This is a genomic window from Actinomycetospora sp. NBRC 106375, assembly GCF_030269665.1.
Lineage (GTDB): Bacteria > Actinomycetota > Actinomycetes > Mycobacteriales > Pseudonocardiaceae > Actinomycetospora.
Genome location: NZ_BSTS01000017.1, coordinates 73,398 through 88,007 on the forward strand (window position 1 = coordinate 73,398; position 14,610 = coordinate 88,007).

16 protein-coding genes are annotated in these 14,610 nt (G+C 74.9%); 5 read left to right on the forward strand and 11 right to left on the reverse strand.

The window, feature by feature from the left end; all coding sequences use genetic code 11:
- Positions 1–2: 2 nt before the first annotated feature.
- Both QSK03_RS24735 and QSK03_RS24740 read right to left on the reverse strand, forming a co-directional pair.
- On the reverse strand, positions 3–1,001 hold the full coding sequence (locus tag QSK03_RS24735; protein WP_285657707.1) for an ERCC4 domain-containing protein: 999 nt from the start codon (positions 999–1,001) through the stop codon (positions 3–5).
- A gap of 10 nt (positions 1,002–1,011) precedes the next feature.
- On the reverse strand, positions 1,012–2,376 hold the full coding sequence (locus QSK03_RS24740) for an FAD-binding oxidoreductase (RefSeq protein ID WP_285657710.1): 1,365 nt from the start codon (positions 2,374–2,376) through the stop codon (positions 1,012–1,014).
- A gap of 70 nt (positions 2,377–2,446) precedes the next feature.
- On the opposite strand from QSK03_RS24740, the gene QSK03_RS24745 reads away from it, so the two are divergent.
- Complete coding sequence (locus QSK03_RS24745) at positions 2,447–3,004, forward strand: dihydrofolate reductase family protein (RefSeq protein WP_285657712.1); 558 nt, start codon at positions 2,447–2,449, stop codon at positions 3,002–3,004.
- On the opposite strand, the gene QSK03_RS24750 is transcribed toward QSK03_RS24745, so the two are convergent.
- Entirely contained in the window at positions 3,001–3,660 is a 660-nt protein-coding gene (locus tag QSK03_RS24750) for a TetR/AcrR family transcriptional regulator (RefSeq protein WP_285657714.1), read from the reverse strand. The genes QSK03_RS24745 and QSK03_RS24750 overlap by 4 nt on opposite strands.
- A gap of 73 nt (positions 3,661–3,733) precedes the next feature.
- On the opposite strand from QSK03_RS24750, the gene QSK03_RS24755 reads away from it, so the two are divergent.
- Together QSK03_RS24755 and QSK03_RS24760 are read left to right on the forward strand one after the other, a co-directional pair.
- Positions 3,734–4,873 (forward strand): FAD-dependent oxidoreductase, encoded by a 1,140-nt coding sequence (locus tag QSK03_RS24755; protein ID WP_285657716.1) that lies wholly within the window; start codon positions 3,734–3,736, stop codon positions 4,871–4,873.
- Between the two features lie 93 nt (positions 4,874–4,966).
- The gene (locus tag QSK03_RS24760) at positions 4,967–5,767 is read left to right on the forward strand and encodes a siderophore-interacting protein (RefSeq protein WP_285657718.1); all 801 of its coding nucleotides are present in this window, start codon (positions 4,967–4,969) and stop codon (positions 5,765–5,767) included.
- 45 nt (positions 5,768–5,812) lie between these two features.
- Here the strand turns inward: QSK03_RS24760 and QSK03_RS24765 are convergent, their stop codons facing one another.
- Complete coding sequence (locus QSK03_RS24765; protein WP_285657719.1) at positions 5,813–6,247, reverse strand: MarR family winged helix-turn-helix transcriptional regulator; 435 nt, start codon at positions 6,245–6,247, stop codon at positions 5,813–5,815.
- A gap of 46 nt (positions 6,248–6,293) precedes the next feature.
- Here QSK03_RS24765 and QSK03_RS24770 point away from each other — a divergent pair, with 46 nt between their 5' ends.
- The gene (locus QSK03_RS24770) at positions 6,294–7,151 is read left to right on the forward strand and encodes an alpha/beta fold hydrolase (protein WP_285657723.1); all 858 of its coding nucleotides are present in this window, start codon (positions 6,294–6,296) and stop codon (positions 7,149–7,151) included.
- Here QSK03_RS24770 and QSK03_RS24775 read toward each other — a convergent pair.
- The 7 genes from QSK03_RS24775 to QSK03_RS24805 are packed head-to-tail and all read right to left on the reverse strand — an operon-like array spanning position 7,082 to position 12,725.
- Positions 7,082–7,468, reverse strand: coding sequence for a hypothetical protein (locus QSK03_RS24775; protein WP_285657725.1), 387 nt, complete (start codon positions 7,466–7,468; stop codon positions 7,082–7,084). The two genes, QSK03_RS24770 and QSK03_RS24775, sit on opposite strands and share 70 nt — an antisense overlap.
- Complete coding sequence (locus QSK03_RS24780; RefSeq protein WP_285657727.1) at positions 7,461–7,832, reverse strand: hypothetical protein; 372 nt, start codon at positions 7,830–7,832, stop codon at positions 7,461–7,463. Before QSK03_RS24780 ends, QSK03_RS24775 begins: the two co-directional genes overlap by 8 nt.
- Positions 7,833–7,863: 31 nt before the next feature.
- Entirely contained in the window at positions 7,864–8,118 is a 255-nt protein-coding gene (locus QSK03_RS24785) for a hypothetical protein (protein ID WP_285657729.1), read from the reverse strand.
- Entirely contained in the window at positions 8,115–8,372 is a 258-nt protein-coding gene (locus QSK03_RS24790) for an acyl carrier protein (protein ID WP_285657731.1), read from the reverse strand. Before QSK03_RS24790 ends, QSK03_RS24785 begins: the two co-directional genes overlap by 4 nt.
- 2 nt (positions 8,373–8,374) lie before the next feature.
- Positions 8,375–9,967: an amino acid adenylation domain-containing protein gene (locus QSK03_RS24795; RefSeq protein ID WP_285657733.1), complete on the reverse strand. Its 1,593-nt coding sequence runs from the start codon at positions 9,965–9,967 to the stop codon at positions 8,375–8,377.
- Complete coding sequence (locus QSK03_RS24800) at positions 9,964–10,977, reverse strand: LLM class flavin-dependent oxidoreductase (RefSeq protein ID WP_285657735.1); 1,014 nt, start codon at positions 10,975–10,977, stop codon at positions 9,964–9,966. The genes QSK03_RS24795 and QSK03_RS24800 overlap by 4 nt, the downstream gene beginning before the upstream one ends.
- Positions 10,974–12,725, reverse strand: coding sequence for a carbamoyltransferase family protein (locus QSK03_RS24805; protein WP_285657736.1), 1,752 nt, complete (start codon positions 12,723–12,725; stop codon positions 10,974–10,976). Before QSK03_RS24805 ends, QSK03_RS24800 begins: the two co-directional genes overlap by 4 nt.
- A gap of 202 nt (positions 12,726–12,927) precedes the next feature.
- Between QSK03_RS24805 and QSK03_RS24810 the strand changes: the two genes are divergently transcribed.
- Entirely contained in the window at positions 12,928–14,583 is a 1,656-nt protein-coding gene (locus QSK03_RS24810) for an ABC-ATPase domain-containing protein (RefSeq protein ID WP_285657738.1), read from the forward strand.
- Positions 14,584–14,610 lie beyond the last annotated feature (27 nt).

Sequence of the window (14,610 nt, forward strand, 5' to 3'; positions counted from 1 at the left end):
GCTCACGAGTCTCGGTCGGCGGCCGCGTCGGGGCAACCGTGTGCCTCCCGGTAGCGCGCCCACACCTCGGGTCGCAGCCGACCCCGGTCCGGCACGTCGATGCCCTGGTCGCGCGCCCACGCGCGGACCTCGGCGGTGGACGGCTCGGGTGCCGTCCCCGCCGGGAGCTCCGGGTCCGCGCCGGGGAGGCGGGCACCGATGGCGTGCTCGTCGCGGGCCCACGCCAGCGCGGCGGCGAGATAGCGGTAGGTCCACTCCTCGGCCAGCGGCCGCGTCTCGGCGAAGACGATCGGGACGGTGGGCCACCGCACCTGCAGCTCCGCCAGGGAGTCGGCGACCTGCGCGGGCCGGACGTGCCGCTGCGCGAACACCTGCGACCACCGGTCCTCGACGACGACGGCCGCGCGGGGGAGCGCCGCGAGCTCGCCCAGGGCGAAGCGCAGCCGCCCGTTCGCGACGCTGGAGACGAGGTCCGACAGCGACTTGCGCTCGACGGACGCCACGAGCGTCCCGTCGAGGACGACCCCGTAGTCGCCGGCCGGGAGGGTGCGCCGGACGACGCGGGTCTGCTGGGAGGAGAACCTGTACGGGTAGCGCTCGTGGGCGTCGACGACGATCTCGAGGTCGTCCGTGCCCGACGCGCGCGCCGTCGGCGTCCGGACCTGCGGCCGCGCCTGCTTGCGCGTGCGCGGGGACTGCCAGAACACCATGTCGCGCCCGCGACCGCGCGTGTAGACGATCTGGGACCGGTTCTCGCGGGTGCGGTCGAGCACGACGTCGATGGCGGCGCCGCGCCGGGCGCAGGAGCGCAACGGGGTCCGTTCGACCACGTCGGGGTCGGCCGGCCACTCCTCGGGGTCGGCCGGGTGGCAGTACAGCGCCTTGGTGCGCGGCCACGTGTCCGAGGTGCGGAACACCAGGCCGTCGCCGAGCGGCAGCCAGAGCAGATACCCCAGCGACGACCCCGGATCGGGGTTCCGGGCGATGACCAGCTCCGCCACGGCGGCCACCCTAGCGGCGCAGCCCGCAGCCGGGGTTGAGCGTGCCCTCCGGGTCGAGGGCCGCCCGGACCCGCCGGACGACGTCGAGCGCAACGGGGTCGCCGAGGTCGGCGAGGTGTCCGGCCTTGGCGCGTCCGACGCCGTGCTCGCCGGAGATCGCGCCACCCAGTGCGACGCCGGCGGCGAGGACGTCGTGCAGCGTCGCGGCCAGGCGCGCGGGGTCGGGCTGGAACACGGCGAGGTGCACGTTGCCGTCGCCCGCGTGGCCGCAGCCCAGCACCCGGGCGCCGTGCGCGTCGCCGGCGGCGCGGGCGCGGGCCAGGAACGTCGCCATGGCCGAGCGCGGCACGACCAGGTCGACGATCTCGTCGGCGCCCGCGGCCTTGACCGCCCAGAACGCCCGCTCCCGCGCCTCGACGAGCCGCCGCGCCGACCCGGCGGCCAGGTCGAAGACGTCGGCGGCGCCGGCCACGCCGAGCAGCTCCGCGAGCTCCTCGGCGTCCTCGTCGACCCGCTCCTGGCGCCGGCCGGCGAGCTCGATCAGGAGGTGGTCGGCGTCGACGAGCCCGTCGGGCAGGCCCAGCGTGAGGTCGGCGGCGTCGCAGACCGCCCGCATCGTCGGGCCGTCGAGGTACTCGCACACCGAGGGCGCGAGCCCGGACGCCAGCACCTGCCCGACGGCGGCGGTCACCGCCTCGGCCGAGCGGAACGGGGCCAGCACCGTGCGCCGTGCGGGCAGCTGCGGGTGGAGCCGGACGACGACCTCGGTGACCAGCGCCAGCGTGCCCTCCGAGCCGATCAGCAGCTGGGTGAGGTCGTAGCCCGACGAGACCTTCACCAGCCGCCCCCCGGTGCGGGCGACCGACCCGTCGGCGAGCACCGCCTCCAGCCCGAGCACGTGCGCGCGGGTGACGCCGTAGCGCACGGCGCGCATCCCGCCCGCGTTCGTCGCGACCGTGCCGCCGACCGACGCGGAGAGCTCGCCGGGGTGCACGGGGTAGGTCAGCCCGTGCTCGCCCGCGGCCGCGTCGAGGTCTCCGAGCGTGACGCCGGGCTGGACGACGGCCACGGCGTCGACCGGGTCGAGCTGGATGACGCGGTCCATCCGCGCGAACGACACGAGCACGGCACCGTCGTCGGGCGTCGCGGCGCCGGACAGGCCCGTGCCGGCCCCGCGCGCGGTCACGCTCGCCCCGGCCGCCCGCGCGACCCGGACGACGGCCGCGACCTCGTCGCGGCCCGCGGGCCACACCACGTACGCGGGCTTGCCGGCGGGGACGCCGAGCGCCTCGTCGCGGCAGAGGTCCGCGACCCTCGGGTCGTCGCCCGCCACCACGTGCTCGGCGCCGACCGCGTCGACGAGGTCGTGAAGCATTCGGAGAGATGTAGCACGAACCGCTACGCTCCGGACCACTTGCAGAATGCAATCAGAAAGAGGTGCGGCGATGGGTCGGCTGATCTACTCGATGATGACCACGCTCGACGGCTACACCGCCGACGCCGAGGGCGAGTTCGGCTGGGGCATCACCGAGGACCTGGAGCTCCACCGGGCCATGGAGGAGTCCGTCCGCGACGTCGGCACCTTCCTCTACGGGCGGCGGATGTACGAGACGATGGTCTTCTGGGAGACCGCCCACGAGCTGCCGGACGAGCCGCCGGAGATGGCGGAGTTCGCCCGCACCTGGCAGGCAGCCGACAAGATCGTCTACTCCCGGACGCTCGAGGCCGTCTCGAGCGCGCGGACGCGGATCGAGCGGGAGTTCGACGCCGACGCCGTGAAGGTGCTCAAGGAGGCCGGCGACGTCACCGTCGACGGCCCGGGGCTCGCGTCGGCGGCGCTCGCGGCCGGCCTGGTCGACGAGATCGCGCCGGTGGTGCTCCCGGTCGTCGTCGGCGGCGGGACGCGCTTCGTCCCCGACGGCCTGCGCCTGTCCCTCGACCTCATCGGCGAGCGCCGGTTCGCGAGCGGCGCGGTGCACCTGCGCTACCGGGTGCGCGACTAGCGCGGCGGGTGGGTCGTCGTCACGCCGGTGAGCACGAGGTCGATCCCCGCGAGGAACTGCTCGCGGTCGTCGTGCTCGCGCATCTGGTCGGCGACGGTGCGGGTGAACGCGTAGTCCTCGGGGTCGAGCTCCTCCCACGTGGTCGACACCGTGCCGAGGAACGCCTCGCGGTCGACGTCGGGGCCGAGGATCCGGGCGTTCGCGGCGTTCTGCGCGGCGGCGCCGAGGATGTACTGCACGATCACCGACGCCACCGTGAACCACTCCCGCTGCGGCACGCCCAGGGCGCGGACCTGCCGGCCGACGCTCTCGAAGATGCGCGGCGTGGTCGCCTGCCAGGAGCTGGCGGAGAGCTGCCCGGCGACCCAGGGATGCTCGTCGATCGCGTCGAACAGGCCGAGGGCGACCGCGCGGACGGCGTCCTGCGGGGACGCCGCCGAGGGCTCGTCGGTCAGCGCGGCGTCCACCACCGCGTCCGTCGCGGCGGCCAGCAGTTCGTCCTTGTTCGCGACGTGCCAGTAGATCGCGCCGGGGCCGGTCGCGAGCCGCTGCGAGAGGGCCCGGAACGTCAGCCCGCCCTCGCCGGCGGCGTCCAGCAGCTCCACCGCCGCGTCCACGATGCGTGCGCGGGTCAGCGCCTCCGATCGTCGTGCCATGCCTCATCTTGACATCTCTGGAGCGGCGTTCCAATCTTAGTTCTGGAACGATATTCCAGAGAGGGTAATCACCATGACCACCACCCACGTCACGATCATCGGCGCCGGCCTCGGCGGGCTCGTCCTGGCCCGCGTCCTGCACGTCCACGGCGTCGGGGTCACGGTCTACGAGGCCGAACCCTCGCCGACGTCCCGCGCCCAGGGCGGGATGCTCGACATCCACGCCGAGAACGGCCAGCCCGCCCTCGAGGCCGCCGGCCTCACCGAGCCGTTCCGCGCGCTCGTCCTCGAGGGCCGCGAGGCCATGCGCGTCCTGGAGCCGGACGGCACCGTGCTGCTCGACGTCGCCGACGAGGGGGAGGGCGGGCGCCCGGAGGTGCAGCGCGCCGAGCTGCGCCGCCTCCTGCTCGACTCCCTGCCGGCGGGTGTCGTCCGCTGGGACCACAAGGTCAGCGCGGTGCGCCCGCTCGGCGGAGGCCGTCACGAGATCGTCTTCGCCGACGGCACGAGCGTCACCACGGAGCTGCTCGTCGGCGCCGACGGGGCGTGGTCGCGGGTCCGGCCGCTGCTCTCCGACGCGACCCCGGAGTACAGCGGGCGCTCCTTCGTCGAGACCTGGCTGCACGACGGCGACACCCGCCACCCCGCGGCGGCGGCGGTCGTCGGCGGCGGCTCGCTCATGGCGCTCGCGCCGGGCCAGGGCATCCAGGCCCACCGGGAGACGGGCGGGACCCTGCACACCTACGTCGCGCTGTCCCGGCCGCGGGAGTGGTTCGGCGGGATCGACTTCGACGACCCGGCGGCGGCCACGGCGGCCGTCGCGCGGGAGTTCGAGGGCTGGGCGCCCGAGCTCACGGCGCTGATCACCGACAGCGACACCGATCCCGTGCTGCGCCCGCTGCACACCTTGCCGATCGGGCACCGGTGGGATCGCGTGTCCGGCGTGACGCTCGTCGGCGACGCCGCCCACCTCGCACCCCCGAACGGCGAGGGCGCGAACATCGCGATGGAGGACGGCGCCGAGCTCGGGCAGGCCCTCGCCGCGCACCCCGACGACGTCGAGGCCGCGCTCGCCGCGTACGAGGAGGCGATGTTCGTCCGCGGCGAGGCGGCCGCAGCCGACGGCTCGGAGCTCTACGAGCTGATGTTCGGCGACGACGCCCCGCGCGGTCTGGTCGCGATGTTCACCGCGTCGCAGGAGCAGGGGGTGTGACGGGCCCGCCGCGCCGTGGTCGGCGGTCGCCCTCGCCCGCCCGGTGACGGGTACGGGCGAGGTCGGCGGGGCGCGCTCGTTAGCTTGGTGGCCATGGTGGTCCGCGACGCCCCGGTCGTCTCGCACGTCGAGCACTCTGAGCACGCCCGGCGGCCGCGGCGTGTCCAGGTCGTCGAGACGCTCGACGTGACCCCGCGCATCCGGCGCGTGCGCCTGGCCGGTGACCTGCACGACCTGCCCGTCGCCGGCCCGACCGACCACGCGAAGCTCTTCTTCCCGCCGGCCCCGGGCGAGGAGCCGCCCGAGCCACACTTCTCCGCGCGCGGACTGGTCGCCCCGCCGGCAGGCGCGCCCCGGCCCTACCGCGAGTACACCCTGCGCCGGCTCGACCCCGCCGCCGGGACGGTCGACGTCGACCTCGTGCGCCACGGCGGCGGGCTCGCCGGGACCTGGGCCGAGGACCCGCGGGGCGCCCTGTGGCTCTACGGCCCGCGGTCGAGCGCCGTCGTCGCGCCGCGGGACTGGTACCTGCTCGGCGGCGACGAGACCGCGCTGCCGGCACTCGCGCGCTGGATCGACCAGCTGCCGACGGTGCCCGTGCACGTCGTCGTGGAGGTCGCCGACGCCGCCGAGGAGGCCTACCTCGGCGACCTGCCGGAGCACGTGACGGTCGACCGGCGCCACCGCGACGGGGCCGCGCCGGGCACGACGACCCTGCTCGACGACGCCGTCGCCGCGTTCGTCGCGCCGGCGGGGGAGGGGTTCGCGTGGATGGGTGCCGAGGCCGGCGCGCTGCGCCCCGTGCGCCGGCGCCTGCGCGCGCTGCTCCCCACCGCCGCCGTGGACCTCGACGGCTACTGGCGCCGCGGCGTCGCGGGCACGGGTCTGGGCTGACCGGAGTACGTGAGCGGAATTCCCGGCCAGGGCCGGGAATTCCGCTCACAAGGGGTGGTCGAGCAGGCGCGCGCTGAGGGTCCGGAGCACGCGCAGGCAGGCGTCGAGGTCGGCGGGGTCGAGGTCGGCGCCGGCGGCCGCGAGCTCCCGGCGCTCGCCGTCGCGCACGTCGGCGAGCACCTGCTCCCCGGAGGCGGTCAGCTCCACGAGCACCGAGCGGCGGTGCGCCGGGTTCTCCCGCGTGCGCACCCAGCCCCGGCCGGTCGCGTCGTCGACCGAGCGCTGGACGAACTGGCGGCTCAGCGCGAACGTGCGCCCGAGCGCCGGCACCGTCGTCGCCCCGCACCCGGCGAGGGCGTCGAGCACCGCGCGCACGCCGACCGGCATGCCCCCCTCGCGCTCCACGGCCCGTACGCCGCGGCGGTAGAGCGGGCCGAGCACGTCGAACACCTCGGCCAGCCGGGCCCCGGGGTCGGTCATGACACCCATGTTGTCACATGGTCCGAGACATGACACCTTGGGTGTCATGCTCCACCACCTCGACCACGGCCACGGCCCGCCCGTCGTCCTCCTGCACGCCGGCGCGCTCGACCACCGGCTCTGGACGCCCCAGGTCGCCGAGCTCGCGCGGAGCCGCCGCGTCGTCGCCCTCGACCTGCGCGGGCACGGCTGGTCGCCGACCCCCGACGTGCCCTTCCGCCACGTCGACGACGTCGTCGCCCTCCTGCGCGCTCTCGACACGGGCCCGGCCACGCTCGTGGGCATCTCGCTCGGGGCGCGCACCGCCGTCGACGTCGCCCTCGAGGCGCCGGAGCTGGTCGACCGGCTCGTCGTCAGCGGCGCGGGCGCCGGGGAGCCCGACTTCCGCGACCCCGGGATCCTCGACCTGTTCACCCGCTGGGCCCGCGCCGAGCAGGAGCGCGACCCCGACGCGTGGGTGGAGATCTTCCTGCGGCTGGGCTTCGGCCCGGACCGCGCGCTCGCCGACATCGACCCCGCCGTGGTCGACCCCGTCCGCGAGATGGCCCGGACGACGCTGCGGCGCCACGTCCCCGACGGCCCGCCGGTGCCGCCGACGCCGGTGGCGGACGCCCGGGAGCAGGCGTCGGCGCTGGCGGTGCCGGTCCTCGCGGTGGTCGGCGAGCTCGACTGGCCCGACCACCGGCGCCTGGCCCGGGAGCTGGCCGCGGAGGCGCCAGACGGCGGCGTCGTCGCGATCCCCGGCGCCGCCCACTATCCGAACCTGGAGCAGCCCGAGGCCTTCATCGCGCTCCTCCGTGAGCAGTTGGCCGCCCTCATAGGGGCGCCAACTGCTCACGTACGGGAGACGCGGCGGATCCAGAGCAGGCCCAGGATCGGCAGGACGACGGGGACGAAGCCGTAGCCGATGCCGAAGTCCGACCACACCGTCGGGTCGGGGAAGTCCTCGGGACGCAGCAGCGACAGCGTCCCGATCCCGAGCACGCCGACGAGCTCCACGATCACCGCGACCAGCGCGACCCGCCGGGCGCCGCGCCCGAGCGCGACCGCGGCGACGAGGTACACGGCGGCGGCGAACGCCGAGAGCAGGTAGGCCTCCGGCGCGCGCTCGAACTGCACCGCGATCTGGTAGAGCGCCCGCGCGCCCGCCGAGATCGCGAAGACGACGTAGACGACGAGCAGCACGCGGCCCGGGCCGGCACTCAGACGACGCTCAGGCACCCGTCACCGTCCAGACCTGCCCGGTCCGCAGGGAGAGCACGGCGAGCGTGACCCCCGCGACCGCGAGCACCACCGAGCCGTACCGGGTCCGCTCGCCGTGGGCCAGCGCCGCCCCGATCGGCAGGACCACCAGGGTCGCGATCAGGTAGCCGACGATCTCGACGACGGCGCCGGTCGTGCGCCCACCCACCACGACGAGGCCGACGACGAGCACCAGCGCCTGCACCAGCGCGACCGCCTCGAGCACCAGCAGCCCGATGCGGTGCCGGATCGTGGGGGCCTGACCGACGATCGCGGAGACCGCGCACCACAGCGCCCACGCCAGCGCGAGCGCGAGGACCGCGAAGGTCAGGCCGACGATCACGGCGCGAGCCTACGAGCGGCCCGCGGCGGCTCTAGGAACCGGCCTCCCGGCGGGCGTACGACACCGCGGCCATCGAGGCCCGCGCCGACGCGAGCACCGAGGCCCAGTCGGCCTCGTCGCCGCCGGTGCGCATCGCGAGCAGCTCCCGGGCGCACAGCGCGGCCTCGTGCGCCGCCCACAGCAGGGGATCGCGGTCGGCCGGGGGCGCGCTGAGCGCCTCCAGCACCGCCGAGAGGTGCCCGTCGATCTCGCCGAGGTCGGCCTGGTCCGCCGTGGGCGCGCTCACGCGGTCACCCCGCTCTCGGTGAGGAACGCGGCCATCGCGTCGACGCTGCGGAAGCGGTCGATGTCGAAGTCGTCGAGCGGCAGCCGGCAGCCGAACGTGTCCTCGATCCCCACGATGAGCGTGACCAGGGCCAGGGAGTCCAGCAGGCCGTCGGCGACGAGGTCGGTGTCCGAGGACGGCACCTCGACACCGAGCCGGTCTCGGACGAGGTCGGTGAGCTGGTCGGTCAACGCACCGGTGGTGGCGTCGGGCATCGTCAGCGTCCTCCTGTCGCGGCACCCACGGGCGCGAAGTGCTCCCGCAGCGCCGGCCGGTCGATCTTCCCGTTGACGTTGTGGGGCAGGTCGTCCATCTCGGCCCACCGCGCCGGGACCATGTACTTCGGGACGAGCTCGCCGACCTGGCGGCGCACGTCGGTGGCGGGCAGCACGTGCCCCTCGGCCACCGAGTACGCGCAGCAGATCGTCGTGCCCTCGAAGCCGCCGGTGTCGACGCCGACCACGGCCAGCTCGCGGATCCCCGGCACCGTGGCGAGAGCCGCTTCGATCTCGCCGAGCTCGATGCGGTAGCCCCGGCTCTTGATCTGCGAGTCGGCGCGTCCCAGGAAGTGCGTCACGCCCCGGTCGTCCACCCGCGCGAGGTCGCCGGTGCGGTAGAGCCGCTCACCGGAGGGGTCCGGGCGGAACGCCGCCGCGGTCTTCTCCGGGTCGCGCCAGTAGCCCGGCGAGAGCCCGGCGCCGCCGATCCACAGGTCGCCGATCTCGCCCGGGGGCACCGGCGCCATGGTCTCGTCGAGCACGCGGAGCTCCTCGCCGTCGCAGGCCCGCCCGATCGGGACCGGCACCGTCTCGTCGGCGGGGACCTCCGGCACGTCGTAGAAGCTCGACGCGATCGTGGCCTCGGTCGGCCCGTAGAGGTTGGAGAAGCGCACGTGGGGCAGCCGGCGCATCCAGTGCGCGAGCACCGGGGTCGGCAGCACCTCGCCGCACCACAGGAGCCGCTCGAGCGCGGGGAAGTCGTCCTGCGCGACGGCCTCGAAGCGGGCCAGGTAGGTCAGCACGCTGGGCACCGAGAACCACTGCGTGAGCGCCCGGTCGCGGATGAAGCCCGCGGTGGCGCGCGGGTCGACGCCCAGGGACGCCGGCACGAGGTGCAGCTCGGCGCCGGCGGACAGCGTCCCGTAGATGTCGAAGGTCGACAGGTCGAAGTGCAGCGGCGGGTGCCCGGAGACGCGGTCGCCGGGCTTCGTGCCGTAGTGGCGCACCGCCCAGTCGACGAACGCGAGCACCGTGTCGTGGGTGATCATCACGCCCTTGGGCACACCGGTGGAGCCCGAGGTGAACAGCAGGTGGGCGAGGTCGACCGGGGCGACGCCCGGCGCGTCGGCGGAGGCCCCGAAGAGGTCGGCGCGCGTGAACGCGACCCCGTCCTGCGTGTCGAGCGCGCCGATCACCGGCGCAGCGTCGGGCGGCAGCTCGGCGAGGACCTCGTCGAGCAGCGGGCGCGAGCCCGCGTCGACGAGCACGATCTCCGGCTCGGCGGCCGCGACGATGCGCGCGACCCGCGACGCCGGTCCTGCCGGGTCGATCGGCACGTAGGCACCGGCAGCGCGCAGCGTCCCGATGAGCGCCGCGATCGTCCACGGCGCCTTCTCCGCGAGCACGCCCACCCGGCCGCCGGGCCGCAGGCCGTGCGCGAGGAGCACGTGGGCGATCCGGTTGACCGCGCCGTCGAGCTCGGCGTAGGTCATGGTCTCGTCGGCGCCGACGATCGCGGTGCGGTCGGCGTGGCGCTCGGCGGACGACGCGAGGAGGTCCTGCAGGTGGGTCGCCCCGTCGAACGCGGTCACGCGCCCACCGCCGCGCCCGCCCGGGAGAACACCTCGCCGGCGTGCCCGAGGTCCTCGGGGTCCGGCGGGATGTCGAGCACGAACACCTCGACGCCGCGCTCGAGGTAGCGGGCGACCTCGGCGGCGACGCGGTCGTGCGAGCCGACCAGGTACGGGCAGAAGGACTGGTAGTTCTCGAACGGGCCGAGCCAGTACGGCTCGGGCTCGCTGCCCAGCTCGGCCGGCGGGGTCGCGGTCTTCGTGCGGCGCGCGAGCTGGTGGTGCCAGTGCGAGTCCGAGACGCGCATGGCCATCGCGTGGGCGACCTGACCGGTGCGGTCGGCCGGGAAGCGCTCGTGCGCCACGCGCCAGGCCTCGTCGGCGTCGTCGCGGGCGATGATCCCCATCCGCACCCCGCCGCCGCTCGGGGCGTCGGCCGGGTCGGTCTCGGCCAGCGGCTCCGGGTAGCGGATCGGCGTCGCGCCGATCTCCTCGGCCGCAGCGCGCCCGGCCGGCGACGACCCCGAGATGAGCACCTCGGGCATCAGCTCCGGCGGGCACGCCGGCGCGAGCTTGAGGTTCTCCACCTGGTGCCAACGACCGTCACGCGTCACGGTTTCGCCGCGCAGCAGGCCGGTGAGGATCTGGGTGTACTCGACGGTGCGCGCGTAGCGGTCGTCGTGCTCGGTGCGGTCGCCGAGCGCGACCAGGTCGTTCTTGAACCCGCCCGCGAGCATGTTCAGGTGCACCGACCGGCCGTGCAGGTACGCCAGCGACGACACCATCGACGCCGCGGTGTACGGGTGCATGTACACCGGCTGCACCGCGACGAGCGGGGCGAGCCGCTCGGTCGCCGCGATCGCGGTCTGGGAGACCAGCCACGGGTCGGCGATCGAGTTGTCGGTGTAGACGAGCATCCCTGCGCAGCCCGCCTCCTCGCTCCAGCGGGCCGTCGCGGCCACGGCGTCGAGGTACTCGCCGGGCGCGACGTCCTTGGACTGCGGGCAGGTCGAGTAGACGGTCAGGGTCACTGGGTCTTCCCCTCCACGACGAAGCCCTCGATGTAGAGCCGGTCGAGTGCGATCCCGGCGAACGTGTCGATCGCCGTCGCCGGGTCCATGATCAGCGGCTGGCCCTTGACGTTGAACGAGGTGTTCACCGTGACGCCGGCGCCGGTGCGCTCCCGCACGCCGGTCAGCAGGCGGTGGAACCCGGGCGCCAGGTCCGGGCGCACGGTCTGGATGCGCGCCGAGTCGTCGGCGTGGACGATCCCGTCGACCGTCCCGCGGGCCTCGGGGCGGACGTGCGCGGTGCAGAGCATGTAGCGGTCGGGCTCGAAGTTCCGCGTCACGAACAGGCGGTCGACGTCCGCGTCGAGCACCGCGGGCGCGAACGGCCGGAACGCCTCGCGGAACTTCACCGCGCCGTTGATCCGGTCCTTGATCCGCTCGCCGTCGGGGCGGGCCAGGATCGAGCGGTTGCCCAGCGCGCGCGGGCCGAACTCCATCCGGCCCGAGAACCAGGCGATGATCCGGTCGGCGGCGATGTCGTCGGCGGCGGCCGCGAAGTACTCGTCGGTCTGCCCGACGTAGCGCCAGGTCAGGTCGGGGCGGGCCTCGAGCGCGGCGCGGACGTCGTCCTCGGTGTACTGCGGGCCGAGGTACGGGTCGAACGGCCCGGTCACGGGGGCGAGCCCGCCGCCCTCGGTGCGGGCGACGTGGTACGCGGCGCCCAGCGCCGACCCGTCGTCGCCCGAGGCGGGCTGCACGAACATCCCGTCGAGGGGCAGGTCGGCGATCGACTGGTTGGACTTGCAGTTGAGGAACGTGCCGCCGGCCAGGCAGAGGTGCCGCTCGCCGGTGCGCTCGAGCCAGTACGAGACGAGGTCGACCAGCAGGTCGGTGAGCCGGGCCTGCAGCGACGCGGCGAAGTCGGCCTCGTCGCGCTGGATCGACCCGTCGGGCTCGGAGGGGGTGAACGCCGCCTCGGCGAGGAGCGCCCGGGCGTGCGGGTAGCCGTTCTCGGGCTCGGCGAGGGCGCCGGCCGGCCAGTCGACGACCACGGCGCCGCGGTCGGCGTCGAAGCGCGCGAGCTTCTCGAACACCGGCCGGAAGCGCTCCGGGTCGCCGTAGGGCGCGAGGCCCATGACCTTGTACTCGTCGGAGTTGAACTGGAAGCCCAGGAACCGCGTCGCGATGCCGTAGAGGATGCCCAGCGACGTCGCGATCGACTGGGTGTGCAGGCTCTCCAGCTCGCCGCCGGCGGCCCGGTAGATGGTCATCGACTCGGCCTCGCCCATGCCGTCGCTGACCACCACCAGCGCGGAGTCGAAGCCGCTGGGCGCCAGGGCCGACTCGGCGTGGGAGACGTGGTGGCGCACGGGGCGGAAGCGCTCGGCGACACGGGTCCAGCCGGCCTCGGTGAGTCCGTCGATCACCGTCGCGCCGGCGTAGACCTCGTCGAACGGTGCGCCGGTGATCTCGAAGGCCCGGCGGTGGCGCTCGTAGTCGAAGCCGTGGGCGATGAGGTCGACGTCGTCGCGGGTGACGCCGGCCTCGCGCAGGCAGTAGTCGATGGCGGACAGCGGCAGCGCGCCGGTGCCCTTGTCGCCGGTGAACCGCTCCTCGGCGGCCGCGGCGACGAGCCGGCCGTCGACGATGATCGCCGCCGCGCTGTCCAGCCCCTGGCAGATGCGCTCGTCGAGCTTCGAGATGCCCGGGTGCGTACGGCGAAGGTGGTCCTGCGAGTGCGGGAGGCCTGAGAGGCCGAGGACGATCACGGGTGCTCCCCCCGGAGGTGGGCGGCGCAGCGGCTCCGCGCCGACGGTGCACGACGTCTGTGTCGGGTCTCTTTCCACTATGGCGGGCGCAACTTCGCTGCTGCGCATCGGGGTCGGGTCGTGGAAGGTGATCGGTTTCTCCGTAGGACGTCCCAGGTCGCGGCGGGTTGCCACGTGTCCGTGATGGGCACTCCGGCCGTCGATGTCCCGCCGTGACGATCTCGCCGCCGCCCTGCGTTCCCTCGATGGTGCGAGCTACGGGCGCTACAAGTCGCTGTCCGGCCGCTGGGACGTGTCCGGTATCGACCTGGAGGTCCTCCGTGTCCAGGCCGACCCGTTCGCGCCACCGAGCCGGGTCCGCCTGACGGTCGACGACACCGGCATCCCCGCCGACCTCGTCGCCACCCCCGACCGGCGCCGCGCGCTCGCGGGCTTCCTGCTGCGCGGGCTGCGCCGGGCGCTGCGGGGCACCCCGGTGCACGTCGACGCGGGCGGGCCCGAGGTGCTCGAGCGCAGCGCGGGCGTCGTCGACGCCGGGGGCGCCGTCACCGTCGAGGTCGGCGTGCCGTTCCCCGGGCCGAAGCGGCGTGTCCTCGGCAAGGAGGCGGCGACGCTGCTCGGCGCGACCCTCCCGGACGCGGCGCGCACCGCGCTGTCGTGGTCGTCGGTCGACCAGGACGCGGCGCGGGCCTTCGTCGAGACCGTCGAGGACGCGGTCGCGCTGCGCGGCGCGCTGGCCGATCGCGGGCTCGTCGCGTTCGTCGCCGACGGCGCGGTGCTGCCCCGGCGCAGCGGCGTGGACGACCGGCCGATGGAGGCCGCGACGCCGTTCGGTGGGCCGTCGTCGTTGGCGGTGACGCTCGAGACGCCGAACGCCGGCCGCGTGACCGGGATGGGCGTGCCCGACGGCGTCACCCTGATCGTCGGCGGCGGCTACCACGGCAAGTCGACGCTGCTGCGCGCGCTGGAGGCCGGCGTCTACGACCACGTGCCCGGCGACGGCCGCGAGCAGGTGGTCACCCGGCCGGACGCGGTGAAGCTGCGGGCGGAGGACGGGCGCGCGGTGATCCACGACGACGTCTCGGCGTTCGTCGCGCACCTGCCCTCCGGTGAGCCCACCGACGACTTCTCGACGACCAACGCGTCCGGGTCGACCAGCCAGGCCGCGTCGACGGTCGAGGCGGTGGAGGCGGGCGCGGACGTGCTGCTCATCGACGAGGACACCTCGGCGACGAACATGATGATCCGCGACGGGCGGATGCAGCAGCTGATCGCCACCGAGCCGCTCGTGCCGTTCGTGGAGCGGGTGCGCCCGCTGCACGCCGAGCGGGGGGTGTCGACGGTGCTGGTCATGGGCGGGTCGGGCGACTACCTCGGCGTCGCCGACACCGTGGTCATGATGGACGCCTACCGGGCCTCGGACGTCACCGCGCGCGCCCACGAGATCGCCGCGGCCGGCCCGTCGCGCACCGTGGAGCACACGGGTTTCCCCGCGGTGGCCCCGCGCGTCGTCGACCCGGCATCGCTGGACCCGACGGCCAAGGGCAAGCGGCGCGTCACCGCCCGCGGCCGCGACCGGCTGACGTTCGGCGAGGACGACATCGACCTGACCGCGGTCGAGCAGATCACCGATCGCTCGCAGGTCGCCGGCATCGGGCGGGCGCTGGCGCTGCTGGGCGACGGCGTCCTCGACGGGACGATCACGCTGGCCGAGGGCCTCGACCTGCTCGACGCGGAGCTCGGCCGGCGGGGGCTGGAGGCGCTGCTCGACGGCCGCTCCGAGGACCTCGCCCGCCCCCGCCGCCACGAGGTCGCCGCCGCCCTGAACCGCCTGCGCTCCCTGCGCCTGCGTACGTGAGCGGAATTCCCGGCTATAGCCGGGAAT